Genomic DNA, 14,057 nt, shown 5'->3' with positions numbered 1-14,057 from the left:
ACTATGATGACAATCATAATTTGAACTACAGTTAAAATTTGAACTGCATTTAATTTTTAATATATATGTGAGAATGAATGCTCACATGTTACATCAACGGAAAAAACTTTACGCAAAATTTGACAAAGTGATCGACATATACGCCTCGCAAAATAGTCTGTACAATTTTATTTTGTGGATTAGATTGGGTTTCATAGCGCTCGGATACAATATCCTTTTGCTCGTTCAATAAAAAAACATAGCTCGCTCTATTTTAGAGCAAGCTATGTGGTGCCACCTTAGTGCCATCTTTGTACCGCCTTCGTACCGTCGTAGTACCACCTTTGTACCGGGTACTACGCTGGTACCCCCCTCACAACCCCATATTCTTCGCAATAATTTGTTTCATAATCTCATTCGTACCGGCATAAATGGAACCGACTGCGACGTCGCGGTATCTTCTCGCAATCTCGTATTCTTCCATGTAGCCGTAGCCGCCGTGGAGCTGCATGCATTCCACCGCGACATTTTGCGCTAAATCGGTCATCCACCACTTCGCCATTGATACTTCCGTTACAATATCCTTCCCCGCCATATGGTCCTGAATGAGCCGATTGACAAATGTTTCTCCGATCGTAATATTCGTCGCCATTTCTGCGAGTTTAAACTGTGTGTTTTGGAATTTGCTAACCGGTTTCCCAAAAGCGGTACGTTGCTTTACATAGTCCACCGTCATATCGAGCATGCGCTTCATTTCTGCTCCTGTTCCAATCGCTAAAATCAAGCGCTCTTGCTGTAGTTTTTGCATTAAATAATAAAAGCCCATGCCCTCTTGCCCAATCAAATTTTCTTTTGGCACAACCACATTATCAAAAATAAGCTCCGATGTATCGTTTGCATGCTGTCCTACTTTGCGTAGCTTATGCCCTTTTGTAAATCCAGGTGTTCCTGCCTCCACGGCAATTAAGCTAATCCCTTTATGAATCGGCTGTGCCTGTGGATCGGTGATACAAACGACCAACACTAAATCCGCTGAATAGCCATTTGTAATAAACGTCTTTTCTCCATTGATGAGATAATGGTCGCCGTCTTTCACCGCCGTCGTCTTAACACCTGCTAAATCCGACCCCGCACCTGGCTCTGTCATCGCAATGGCTGAAATGATCTCTCCACTGACAGCTTTCGGGAGCCACCTTTGCTTTTGCTCCTTAGATCCAAAATCTTGAATATACGGCATCACGATATCATTATGCAGCCCAACACCGCCTAGCCCTGCGCCAATCGTAGACAGCTCCTCATTTATAATGACAGAATAAGCAAAATCCGCCTCCGCACCACCATACTTCTCCTCCGCCCACGGACAAAGAAATCCGTGCTTCCCTGCCTCTAACCAAAAGGACCGTGGCACTTGCTTGTCCTGCTCCCACTGCTCAAAATATGGTGCCGCATGCTGGGCAAGAAACTGACGAAAGGCCTTCCGAAAAATATTATGCTCTTCCAATAAATACGGTTTACTCATGCTAAACTCCCCCTTATTGTGCTTGATAGTACCAAACACCCTTTTCACAGCTCTTTTGGCATTGTTTTTGATGATACAAATATTCTAAATGGGCAATCGTTTCACCAATTGCAAAGCGGTATTCATGAGCCGTCAGCACTTGACTAAATAGCTGTGCATTTGCTTCAAAAATAGAAACAGGGTGTTGAATGACTTCATATGTTTGCGCTAAACGCTCCTTGTGATGCGCGATTAATTGCTCAATTCGTTCATTCCCACGGCGAAACGGTTGTCCATGTGAAGGAATGATTCGGTCTACATCGAGTGCGCGTATTTTCTCGAGCGAGGCAAGATACGACCCTAAAGGATTTTCGTTGCCCTCAAACCAGTATGAAATGTTCGGTGAAATATGCGGCAAAATATGATCCGTCGAAAAAAGAATACTTTGTTCTTCATTAAATAACGTGATTAACCCGTCTGAATGACCGGGTGTAATGAGCACTTTATATTCATACTTGCCAAAAGGAATGACTTGTCCCTCTTCCAAATATTGATTCACCACGGGATACGGTTGAACGAAGCTTTCGTCCTCCAATGTGAACATGTCAGAGAACGTGGCATCATGAAAACCAAACGTATAAGACGTCTGTTTCATCCTTTCTGAGAACGCCGGTTGCCAAAAGGACAAGCCTTGCTGCGCTTCAATTTCGGTCATCCAAACAGACGCATTTGTCAATTGTTGCAGCGTGCCCGCATAGCCAAAATGGTCTGGATGATGGTGGGTAATCAACATATCGTCTATTTCACGTGCTTTAATAATCGGTGCCCATAGCTTTGCGGTCTGTTCCGTATTTAATCCGGCATCGATGATAGTCCAACCATTTGCTCCTTCTGCGATAAAACCATTCACATGATTTAAACGATACGGTAATGGTATTGTTATTTGCTGTACCCCTAGTTCCTGCAACATGGACTCGCCCTCCTCCACGATAATTATCTATTTCTCCTACTAGACTTTATATGTCTCAAACATTGGATGGATGATTCCTACATCACCACTTCCCCTCTACAACACCAACAAAATAAGGAAAGTTGGTCACTTCATTGCTGCGGGGGTTTTTTATTTTTGAATATTATTAGAACCATATAGCTCCGTAATATTTTCGTTAAAATTAATGTTCCCCAACGCCGGTTTGATAATGTTCGTTGCTATTACAACTGCACAAATCTATACAAAAATAACCAACGCCATTCATAGAGGCAGTTGGTTATTTTAATCGTTTCTTATTGTTCATATTGAATGGTATTCTCTTTCTTCTCCGGTTTCACCTGCTCATAAGCAGCTTTTGCGAGCTCGAGCGTTTCTTTTTCACTTCGTTTGTAGCGAACTTTCACCGGCTTTTCTTGTTTTTCTAATGGACTGTTCGGTTTTTCCTTGTATTCATCCGTTTGCTCGTACTCGTGCTTTGCGTCGGCTAAATGCTTGGCACGAATTTCACGCTCTTCAGGAATTTGATGCTTTTCAATTTGCTTGGCTGCACGGAACGCCACCATTTGTACGTCTGTTTTCGTTGGTGCCATTTTCATACTGAGTTCAATGACTTCGCGTTCACGGGTAATACGGTCAATGTAATCTACCATACCCGGTGCATTTTTACGCACGTATGCCATTTCCTCTGGTGTAAGCTTTTTGCCGTTTTTGAATTTGTCGATTAAACGCTGGGCTTTCGGATCATCCTCGCCCATATCGGTGCGTGCTGCTTCGATTTCTGCAATTTGTTGCTGCACAGTTTCCTTTAACACTTGCTTCGCGTCGGTTAATTGCTGCACAACTGTCGCTTCCGTATCAGCTATTTTTTCTTTTTTTCCTAGTTGCGCTGCGATTGGTTGAAAAGGGATTTGTCCAATTTTCAATTCGCTCACCTCTTGCTATTTTTAAGTGCCTCTAACCAACCCGTTTCACTATAATTCATTTGTTGCCCGACGTCTTGTAATTTTCCATCTATATAGTTAATCGATAACGTCAGGTCTGGTAAAGCGTCAAAACCATTTTTCGCAAGCTCATAATACGTTGGTCCGTAATGAGAGGCCGCTGCACTCACGTAATTTTTTTCGTACGGATTGGTACGCATTTTATCTAAGTACAGTTCGAACACATCCTGACCGTCTGGTGTTAAAAACTTGCCGTCTTTTCGCTCTAATTTGCTTAAATCATAACCTGTAGTGCGAAGCGTACTAATTAAGCTGTATTTGCGCTCTGCTGCCTTTGAACGCTGCGTTGATTCATGATCTAAGCTTTTAAAAATATGGCGGTATAGCTCTTGCCCGTTCTGTTCAGCATTAAAAAGCTGCTCAATTTGACGAAGAAGTAGCTCATCCTTCGAACCAGAAACCGAGACAGAAAAGTCATTTGGGTTAACCGTAAAGGTAAGATTTGTACCTGTTGGGATACTTGTACCTGCTTCTTTAAAAAGCTCACTGATTTGGTTGTTTACTTGCTCACGTTGAAAGGCTCGTTTTTCATAATTTTCTACTAGCCCATTAATTTTGGGCATGTCACGAAACGCAGCATCTTGAAAATTACAAACTCCTAGTTTTCCATTGAATTGAAGCATACTGGTCTCATTTTCATAGGCAGCCATTCTTTCCGTTTCTGTTAAATCTGAACGAAACTTAGGTGAATAAGGGTTTCTATATTTATCAGAGATATGCCCCCAAGGGTCTTTTCGACGTGTATTCTCCTGATGAATTTTCTTATATTTTTCTTCTAAAATTGCTTTATATTGTTTTACTTTGCTTTCGTATCCGTTATTGTGCTGAATCTTCGTATTTGTTTGTGTTGATTGCGTGTAATTAGGCTGTTGATTTGAAATTTTCATTTCTTTTCCACCTCACATATTAGTAATGAAAATTCTCTCATATTAAAAATTTAATTTATTTATAAACTATATATCGGTTTGAGTGATTATTTGTAAAATGTTTTTATTAATTACATATATTCACTTTTTTGTATTTCTCATGATATGATTTGTTTAATCTATACTAAAGAAGGAGAGTTGCAAATTGATGAATAAATTTTTAAAATCAGCGCTATTAGCAGTAATGTTATTATTATGTTCTATTAGCTTTGGAAACTTAATCTCTACAGCTAGTGCTAATACTGGAAACAATGATTTTAGTACTGCAACAAATTTAGGTAATTGGAAATATAGTAGTGGTGCTTTAACAGTCTTAGACCCAGATCAAGATGAAGCCTATGTTAAATTTACGGCTAGTGCAGGTGACCGAGTTTATGTTAAAAGTACATACCAATCTGAGTATGGAGATATGTTTATTGAATTATATGATAAAAATTATAATCCTATAGGTTATGGGGATACTGTAATAAATCCAAATTCACTAACACCTTTTCTTTATGTAAACGCAGATGCTACATCAACATCTAATGTGTTTTATGTAAAAGTTACTCGTGATCCAAATTATACAGGTACTATGTATTTCACTGTTTCGGTAGCGGATCGTATTAAATCGGGTAGTAAGGAATTTAGTTTTACAGGTACTGCCACTAATGCAGGCAATAAGGGTCTTAGTCTAGATGGTATAGATTCTTCTGTTATTACACTCGATTTAACTAAAGATACTACTATTCCTAAAGGTGCTAAAGTAAAATCAGTTTCTACTAGAAGTTCAATGACACCAAGCCAAGGAAATGTTACACATAAAATAATGTCTAGTCATAATAGAGTTTGGTATACTGCACTTGCTTCAAATGCTACTTCAGGTTCGTATAATATTTCTTTGACAGATAATCTAGATTTATCTAGTATTTGGTCGTTCAAATATAATGCTAAAGCTACAGCAGCATCCACAATGAACAACGTTCGTGCCAATTTCAGTTATGAATATGATCTTACAAAACAATTTTAATATCTGAATATACAGTGAATTTAACTAATAAAACTTTTTAATACTTTATGTCTTCCATCAAACCGACTCTTACTTTAAATAGAGTCGGTTTTTTTCCTGTATATTCCAAACAATACTTTGGTATATTAATGCAAATTATTCACATTTTCCGATAGAAAGACAAAAAGGGGGTTACACAAGTTATAGGTAAAGTAGGTCAAACAACTGGTGATTTTTTCAAACATATGCAGCAAAGAAATACAGTTAAAAATACGGCACAGCAAACTACTAAAACAGACAAGTTTATTCCTTCTTCAAGTAAAAGTGATTTGTGGAGCTATTCATCGAAATTAGTACACAAAAAAGGGACATAAAAAAAGCGCCTGAACAAATTCATGTTCAAACGCTTTCGTATTACTCGACAACAATACGGTCCATCCACGTAGCAGCACGGCCTAAAATTTCCGCACGTAGCTCTATTAGATTTTCATATTGATAGAAGAATCGAATTTTTTCTTCCACTAATGTATCACCAGCTGGATAGGCTGTTAACACAAAATGCGCAAATGTCTCTGCGAAATCCTCGATAATCGTTGTCTCTGCATATTCTGTTACATAATGCTCCTCTGCATACGCTGCCTTGCCATCTGCATAAAAGTGATTATAAAAATCGGCAATATACGCATCGTCAAAATAACAATATTCTTCAATTAAAGAGGTTTCACAAGCCTCTGAGTAATAATCAACTTCCGTCTCACGCAATGACAGCAAATGCGCAAATTCGTGAATGTACGTCACCATGGATTCAGATGCATACTCCTGATGCTCGTTGTTAATACCGAGCGTCCATTGAGAAGCCGCTGTTTCGTCATGTATATATACATGTGCTAAACGGTCACCACTTTGAAATACTTCAAAGCGGTCCATCTCTGGTCTCGCATGCTCCGGAATAATCCAAGCATAGCTATACCAAAGCCCTGCATGATACTCCATTGTTTCATCATCGATATTGGCATCTGTATACAGTTCCTCTGTTTCAAGATCCACCTCATACACCGCAATCGTATCTAACCCGTCAAATGGCTCTGGCACAGACTCCTCATAAATGAGCGAACCGTATTCCTCCTCCAGTGTCCACACAAGCTCGTCGCCCCACTCAACACAACCTTCTGGGTCATCACATGCCACCACAAGCGAACACACATCGTCCTCCTCGATATACACCTCGCCCTTTTTACATCCATCTACGGCCAGGTCGACCATTTCGAGCTCCTCATCTACATAGTTGGCGGTATCCTCTGTTTGTGTACTCGCTGTTTCAACCTGTACCTTGCTCGTTTCCTCTTCCTCTAACCATTCATCGCCACATGCCGCGAGCATTAGCGCGAACACAAATAACCATATCCCTCTCGCAATCTTCAAAAAACGCACACCTTTCTACGATATAATAGCTAGACCATACCAGATGAAGGTTAAAAATAGGTAAAATTGTGAGGGAAAATGATTGGTTTTTAACCCTCTAATATATTTCATAAAAAAATCACCTCAAAAAAGCCTAGGCAGTACGTTTACCAAGACTTTTCTTTACGCTTGTAAATTGAACAATGCCGATGAATAGACTCATCATACTGGCAAGCCAAAAGACACCGGCAATCCCCATTTGCCTGGAATTCTCTTCCGAAGCCATTGGGTGATTGTAATCAAGATCAGGAGAAATCGCATGCATCAAAAAATAAAACCCACATGATAACCATAAGAGACGCAGTAAAATAAATATGTAAGCAACACCATTGTTTTTGTTTTTCAGCCATAACGTTATCATCGATATAGCGAAAATGAAGACGATCACGATAAAGCCAATTGTTAATAAATGTGGCATTTCTGCTTCTAACGGCATTGGCATTGCTCCTTTCATTTTCAATGAGTACACAACTATTTTAATGCATATTCCAATTCCACCCAATAGCAACTAAAATTATTTTATAAAAATTAATTGATAAAGGAGATGACCAACTATTGTTGATTGAAAAAACAGTGTCCGTTCATTATGTGATGAACGATATGCCGACGAATATACTAACAAAAGTCTTTTATTCACACACAGTTGATGGTGAACTGGCGCATATTCACTATGAAGTGGCTATAGACAATCGTCGTTTTTGTTCAGCACCAACATCCGAAACAGAGTTTGCCGTTAAAAATTTACAAAAAGTACTCCCGCCAACGATCAAAATCGCCTGTTGCCAATCGTGTAGATACGGCAACTTCTGTCCATATGGCGATCACGATAATGAAATTTTCTGTCTACATAATATGAAAATAACGAATAAAAAGGATGTATGTCACATTTTCACATCAAGTAAAACGCTCGATAAAAGAAAACGACATTTACTCGATGTCTGCACAAATTACAAGCCCATCTGTGATAACAAAGAGCACTACACGTACAATGACTGGCATACGTCATTCAAATGATTTAGAAAACGTTATATTTTAAAATTTTCTTATGTAAAGCGCTTTACTCTATTTGCCTCACTTTTTGGAAAGATTTCATTCCAATCAACAAGCATAAATCCTTCTCTCCTGTACACATTAGTTGCGAGGAGGTGAACAGACATGGCGAAGAAAGAAAAAACAAGCTTCAAAAAGAAAAAGGAAGAAGTTCATCCTAAAAAGAAGCAACGCGAGGAATATTCTGCCGAGTTTAACCAAGTCATTCACAATAATGTGCAACAGCCGCACTACGAAAAACAGCAACAACATAACAACGAATAACAATCGTCCCCGGTACCACCTTTGTACCGGGGACGTGCCATCTTTGTACCACCTTCGTACCGGGGACGTGCCACCTTACTCCATACATCCCTGTAATTTCGCAACAACCGCTTTATACTGCACGAAAAAACTGTTTATAGGTACGATTGCAAAATAGGAAAAGTTCTCTTCATTCCCTAATAAACAGTCGTCATAAAGCACACTCATATGCAATGGCTTTTGCGGCATCTTCCCTGCTTGCGCTAAAGCATTTACCAAATCTCTATATACCTGTTCTCCTCTTTCATCAATCGATCGTTCTACTGAAAAACCGCCGGCTAAACTGTTCCACCACACGTTAAAAGTTTTATAAATCGTATGGAAATCTTTGAAGCCAACAGCATCGGACGCGAACAACCTTCCGAAAAACGACTCTTTTTCCTTATAAAACATATCTAAATCGCTATGACCATACTCCGCAATTCTTTGTGAAGCTTCCTTCCACAATGCTTGATAGGCCACTTCAAAGTCTTCATGAAAAGCTACTGTGATTGGCATATACGGAAATTTCACCTTTTCCTCCCGCTGCCCTTGGTTCAGGTACATATTTTGGAGGTAAATCAAAAAATTCAATGTATAGGATGTGTCGGTTTGCATGAGTAATGTATTTTTCAAGGTGTTGGCTCCTTTTTGTTAATTTTTAGGTTATATCATATACATCATCCCACAATAATCCATTTTATAGCGAAAAAATACATATTTTATGCCAAATCATGCGCTCTACTAATAGCTACTATGCTAAATAACAGAGATATTTACTAAAAAAGAAGTCTAGCATAGAGAGCAAAAAGCACCTTTTCAGATAAAAAACGAACAAAATGAAATCTCCTTTTCAAAAAAGATAGCACCATCAACTACAGCCTATGATTTGCACAAATAATACTTTCTTGTTTATCACAATAAAAACCAATTCCTACTTGCAATTTTTTAACAGAAAAAATAATATGCCCACTTCAAAAAACGCCAAAACTTCCATTGGCCAATTTTGATATACAACTTAAATACAAATAAGTGCCATTTATGCAAAAAGACCTACTTTGACACTTATTTATAAATATGTTGTATCTCGATTTCGCTGTATGGTGGAATTGTAGAAAAAAATTATTCGCATTCAGCAATTGCAGTGGGAAAAATACTTCCCCCTCTGCAAAATCATAGGCGTAGATGAGCTCATGTATTCACCCTCTCTGTCCTCCGTCTACATTCATGATGACCAGCTCTACTTCTTCCTCCGCGATTACCTCTACGACTAAACCATGCTCAATTTTGATAGCTATTTGTTTCATGATCGTCACTCCTTGCTGAACACAATAAAGGGATCTTGCACACTCGCAAAGCAATTAGCAATATTTTACTTTGTGCTACATGCCATGACAGAGTTGGGTATACTATTTTTATATAGGAAGGATGATTTTACATGAAAAAAACCGTACACGTTGTAGGGGCGATTATTGAAAACGAGAAGAAGGAAATTTTTTGTGCTTTAAGAAGTCCCGCAATGTCTTTACCGAACTATTGGGAATTCCCTGGTGGAAAAATTGAGGACAACGAAACACCGGAGCAGGCGCTTATTCGTGAAATTAAAGAAGAATTCAACTGTGAAATTGCAATTGGTGAAAAAGTAGAAGATACAACATATGAATACGAAAAAGTGATTGTACGCCTTGAAACATATATGTCGACGATTTTAACTGGCACCCCTACTGCTTTAGAGCATGCCGAGACAAGATGGGTCCCTCGTGATCAATTACGTTCACTTGATTTTGCCCCTGCGGATATTCCGGCGGTGGAGAAATTAATACGTGAAAAGTAAAAAAGCATCCCTACTCTAAAGTAGAAATGCCTAACACCATCGTTACTTGCTCAAAAATTTCATATAACGGGCGACCGGCAATTGCGATTTCAATTCCCTCACAAACAAGTGCCTCTGGCTGTAGGACAAAGGCTTTGTCTCCTACGATAAATCGTTCCACCTTGCTCATGCTCGTAATGTGTCGCTGGTCTAACTGCACCTGTACATCTTTTGATAACCGGCGGAACATTTTTAATAATTCAAGTTCTCTCCCCTGAACAAACAGCTCTGAAAATGCATTGGCCAAATCAAAGCTTTTCATCTCAACAATAAACGGCGCCATCCATTCATAAAGCTCTTTTAATAACAGCGTATGCGGCTCTATATAATCCAAATAAAACGTGACTTTGGATGCATCACTTTGTACAAATTGAGCATTCGCAATTGTATGCACACCTTGATCGTTTCCGATTGCCATCTGTTTAATAGCCCGATATCCTTTCGGTAAAGATTCATTTGCTATGTCAATCAATGTAGAAACCGTATCTTCTACTAGCACCTCTTGATTCACTACATGGCTTTCATGCACAACAAGTACAGTCCCTTCCTGCTCCTGCAAGTAGCTGATCGTCCCTCTTGGTAAAATACCTTCACGCTGTAGTTCATCCGCGCTCTTATTCAGTAAATTATCAATCACTTCTTCTACAAGTCCCGTGTGGTGCGGTAAAAACGGAAGTCCACCAATATTGACTTTCTCAATACTTTTATACAGTGGATGCGCACGATACGCCCCTTCATCATTCCACGGAAACAGCACATATGCCCCGAAAGCCGTGCGCTCATATGTACCGCCTTGCTCCACAACAATCGAATCCCGGTAACGATGCATCGTATTAATATCCTCTTCCATTGGCCCAGGTTGTCCCTCTACATTAATGCGGTACTTAGCATCGAAAATATATTGGAATAAATAATCTTTCCCCTTCTTTGCAATACTGAGCATCGAATCTGGATTTTGCTGAACGGTCGGCAACCTTTTCCCTGTATTGTATTGATAGCGCAGCGTCACCACTTCTTCTGTTAATGGGTGCTTAAATATGCGGGTAGCCGTTTGATTTTGTTTTAAGTTTACATATAAGCCATTTCGGTTCACACGTACAATATCCTGTTCTAATCCAATACATTTATCGGATAAGATTTGCCCAAGCTTCAGGAACGTCCAGTATTCATAAAGTGTCGCAATATCTTTTACCGACATTTTATAAATATCCCCGTGTAGCACAAGGCTTTGTGAAAGAATGGCATAGATTTGAAATACTTCTCGGTAGCCTGTTCCCATCTGCATCACTAAACTATACACAGAACGGTCGAGCTGCCCCACCTGTTTCCATAATGGCTTTCGTAAATGCACACCTAGCTGTTGCTCCATATGCTCTAACAACTGCAACAACGCCGGGTCTGGACTTACATTCCGGCTTTTATAAGACTTCAACACCTCTTCTTTTACGTGTCCAATCCGCGCCCGAATACGGTGCATCGTCCATTTTACATAGCGATTTTCGTGCGTGTCATATGTCTGCTGCTTTTTCTGAAGTAAGCCCTTTTCCGGCATCACTGTTCGATTCGCTAACGGCAATCCACTCGCAACATCCACAAAGCGATGGGCATGTTTACGTAAATAAGCCCGCCCCTTACTATCCTGCTTGCGTAACCGATCACCGCGCACTTCCTCATATATCGTAATGAGCTGATGATGTGGAAACCGTTCAACATTACGGATAGCTTGTATGTACTCCTCAAAATGCTCGCTCAAAATACGATAAAACTCTGTTAACGACGGTTCTTTATATTGCTTCCGACTTGCTCGTAAATGGGTACGACGAATAAAACTAAACGCCAAATTATAAATTTCTGCATTCACTTCATCAAGTAATGCCGTATAATCCTTTTGATAATCCAGCTTCGTCGGAAATACTTCGATAGTAAATGAAAAAAGCGGTTGTCCATTTTTTAAAATGTTCATTGTCGATAGGCCGACTTCATTTCGAAAATGAAGATTCCCCGTTAAAATATTAGACCTCGAAAGCTTTGTGACGGCATTTCGAAACGGCTCATACTCATGATCAAAGCTAAATACATCCTCGGTTTTCGGTAAAATGATAATTTCATAATTGCCATTCTCGAAAAAAATCGGTGCCATTTGATTCGGTTCAAAAGGTGTTAATTGCCCTTTTTCCGTATGATACAGTTGCACATCGGCATCGATATCGACATCTGTCGAAAATGTCATCGGAATAAAACCTGTTGCGGAACGATGCTTTCTTGTATCGATCTTTCCTTTCAATACAACGGTTACCTCTGTGGCTTCAATGACTAATAACTCTATTTCTTTTGTCGTCTGGAGCATCATGCCCCCTCCTTACGAAACCCAAAATGACGTGAAGCCATCTTTATATAATCGATTCAACATTTCCGCTACTTTTTTAGCACTACGTGGATAAAGTGCATCTTCTGACACTACTTTATCTTTCTCATATGCTTCTCCTGTAAACTGCTTATATAAGTTCTTAAGCAGGTCCTCCACAGTCGAATCAGCGCCGGAAATGCGCGGTAAAATCTTTTGCATCACACAAAAATCAAATGCTTCCTCTTCAGACAGTAACTGCATCTCATCGTTATACAGCATGTAGAAGCAAATTTCATCTCGTACACGATAACCAACTTGTGCATAAATCATTTGGAGTTGTTCATTCATTTTCTCTAGTTGCACAGAAACCTGTTGAACTAGCACCTTATTTTCTGCATAAGCTTGCTTTAAATACAGATACTTCGATTCAAATTGCTCGTTCCCTACTCGAACAGCAGCTACCTCTTCCTCGTCTTGCTCAAACATCGCAAAATGAGTGAGTCGGATGTCATTAAATTCAATTGTATTGGCACGGTCCAGCACCTTTTTACTAAATGGATGTGTCGTCTCGTCCATGTTCACCGTCCCAATGATGTACAGGTTATTCGGCAACGAAAAGGCGCCATCATTTGTTGTCACGAGTGTAGAGGAAACGACTTCCCCACCCTCGCCCACTCGACGGCTCTCCATAATACTTAAAAACTCACTCAAATAATACTCCACTCGTGCTAAATTCATCTCATCTAGCACGACAAAATGCGGAAGCTGCGGATTAGCATGCGCTTGCCTCACCATCTCCGTCAACTGCCCCTCCACAAACTGATCCTGCAAATTTTTATACCCCAGCAAGTCCGAGCTATCACTCCAATCCGGACGCACCGAAATCAACTTAAATTGTCCATTCCCCTCCGTCGCCCCCACACTCTCCGCAAACAACTGCACAATCTTCGTCTTCCCCGTCCCCGAAATACCAGAAATAATAACGAACGGTTTACTTCGAAGAGAAAGGTACAGGTTCGCGATGTTTTCTCTGGAGTAAAGGAAGCCGCGGGAGGTTAGGTAGGAGTGGGTGTGGGAAGGGATTTTACTAATTTCTTCTGTTTTTATAACATTATGAGGCGATTGATTATTTTCGTTTTTTACCCCGTTATAAGAATGAATAAATTGCTTTAGTTCTAATCTATTTAATTTTTGAAGCTTTAAAGATTCATCGTGACTATATACACTAGCAAATAATTCTCCATTTTCTTCTCTTACTTGCATAGACCATTTTTGTCGACCATCAGCATATGTATGTAAACTATTTTCTACTAAAACATTTCTCAATAATTTTTCTAACTCAATAACTAAAAATTCATCAAAATATCGAATAACTAAGAAACAATCCTTTTTAGAATTTAATGCTTTTTCTACTGAGGCTTTGTTTAAATCGAAACTATAACGACTATTTTGAATACCAGGAGAAAGAACGACTATTTTTTCATTTTCAAAGTAAATAGATTTATTATTCATCGTTTCAAGATTTAATTCATTTATTAAAAAATCCCGATTCTTTAAACTTGTATTTTGGTTTTCCATCCTATCCAACCCCTTTTTATATGGAAAATTTAGGATTAATAAGTTAACATCTATAAATATAACGTATATAACATGAAATATTT

Annotated in this window: 13 protein-coding genes; 4 read left to right on the top strand and 9 right to left on the bottom strand. The window is 39.3% G+C overall.

Translation table 11 applies throughout. From position 1 onward, the window contains the following. Window positions 1-352: 352 nt before the first annotated feature. From AC3II9_RS06390 to AC3II9_RS06375, 4 genes are all read right to left on the bottom strand, one after another. Window positions 353-1,498, bottom strand: a complete 1,146-nt coding sequence (locus tag AC3II9_RS06390; protein WP_489154139.1) for an acyl-CoA dehydrogenase family protein — start codon at window positions 1,496-1,498, stop codon at window positions 353-355. A 13-nt stretch (window positions 1,499-1,511) separates the two neighbouring features. After that, complete coding sequence (locus AC3II9_RS06385; protein ID WP_489154137.1) at window positions 1,512-2,447, bottom strand: MBL fold metallo-hydrolase; 936 nt, start codon at window positions 2,445-2,447, stop codon at window positions 1,512-1,514. 314 nt (window positions 2,448-2,761) lie between these two features. Then, window positions 2,762-3,391 carry a hypothetical protein gene (locus AC3II9_RS06380; RefSeq protein WP_489154135.1) on the bottom strand — a complete coding sequence of 210 codons (630 nt, stop codon included), beginning with the start codon at window positions 3,389-3,391 and terminating at the stop codon, window positions 2,762-2,764. A 5-nt stretch (window positions 3,392-3,396) separates the two neighbouring features. Beyond that, window positions 3,397-4,356, bottom strand: a complete 960-nt coding sequence (locus AC3II9_RS06375; protein ID WP_489154133.1) for a DUF4885 family protein — start codon at window positions 4,354-4,356, stop codon at window positions 3,397-3,399. A 187-nt stretch (window positions 4,357-4,543) separates the two neighbouring features. On the opposite strand from AC3II9_RS06375, the gene AC3II9_RS06370 reads away from it, so the two are divergent. After that, complete coding sequence (locus AC3II9_RS06370) at window positions 4,544-5,404, top strand: hypothetical protein (RefSeq protein ID WP_489154131.1); 861 nt, start codon at window positions 4,544-4,546, stop codon at window positions 5,402-5,404. Between the two features lie 393 nt (window positions 5,405-5,797). Here the strand turns inward: AC3II9_RS06370 and AC3II9_RS06365 are convergent, their stop codons facing one another. After that, window positions 5,798-6,805 carry a hypothetical protein gene (locus AC3II9_RS06365; RefSeq protein WP_489154129.1) on the bottom strand — a complete coding sequence of 336 codons (1,008 nt, stop codon included), beginning with the start codon at window positions 6,803-6,805 and terminating at the stop codon, window positions 5,798-5,800. Window positions 6,806-6,938: 133 nt separating this feature from the next. Continuing rightward, window positions 6,939-7,286 carry a hypothetical protein gene (locus AC3II9_RS06360; protein WP_489154127.1) on the bottom strand — a complete coding sequence of 116 codons (348 nt, stop codon included), beginning with the start codon at window positions 7,284-7,286 and terminating at the stop codon, window positions 6,939-6,941. Between the two features lie 113 nt (window positions 7,287-7,399). Here AC3II9_RS06360 and AC3II9_RS06355 point away from each other — a divergent pair, with 113 nt between their 5' ends. Further along, entirely contained in the window at window positions 7,400-7,858 is a 459-nt protein-coding gene (locus tag AC3II9_RS06355; protein WP_489154125.1) for a hypothetical protein, read from the top strand. Between the two features lie 141 nt (window positions 7,859-7,999). After that, window positions 8,000-8,158, top strand: coding sequence for a hypothetical protein (locus AC3II9_RS06350; RefSeq protein ID WP_489154124.1), 159 nt, complete (start codon window positions 8,000-8,002; stop codon window positions 8,156-8,158). Between the two features lie 75 nt (window positions 8,159-8,233). Here AC3II9_RS06350 and AC3II9_RS06345 read toward each other — a convergent pair whose 3' ends face one another. Continuing rightward, the gene (locus tag AC3II9_RS06345) at window positions 8,234-8,710 is read right to left on the bottom strand and encodes a hypothetical protein (protein WP_489154122.1); all 477 of its coding nucleotides are present in this window, start codon (window positions 8,708-8,710) and stop codon (window positions 8,234-8,236) included. 904 nt (window positions 8,711-9,614) lie between these two features. Between AC3II9_RS06345 and AC3II9_RS06340 the strand changes: the two genes are divergently transcribed. Further along, entirely contained in the window at window positions 9,615-10,010 is a 396-nt protein-coding gene (locus AC3II9_RS06340) for a (deoxy)nucleoside triphosphate pyrophosphohydrolase (protein WP_489154120.1), read from the top strand. Window positions 10,011-10,020: 10 nt separating this feature from the next. Here AC3II9_RS06340 and AC3II9_RS06335 read toward each other — a convergent pair whose 3' ends face one another. Beyond that, window positions 10,021-12,396, bottom strand: coding sequence for a DUF2357 domain-containing protein (locus AC3II9_RS06335; protein WP_489154118.1), 2,376 nt, complete (start codon window positions 12,394-12,396; stop codon window positions 10,021-10,023). 12 nt (window positions 12,397-12,408) lie between these two features. Beyond that, the gene (locus AC3II9_RS06330) at window positions 12,409-13,974 is read right to left on the bottom strand and encodes an McrB family protein (RefSeq protein WP_489154116.1); all 1,566 of its coding nucleotides are present in this window, start codon (window positions 13,972-13,974) and stop codon (window positions 12,409-12,411) included. Window positions 13,975-14,057: the final 83 nt, after the last annotated feature.

Source organism: Lysinibacillus sp. RU7 (assembly GCF_057837305.1).
The sequence above is the reverse complement of the archived record's forward strand: the minus strand, read 5'-3'. Positions and strand labels throughout refer to the sequence as shown.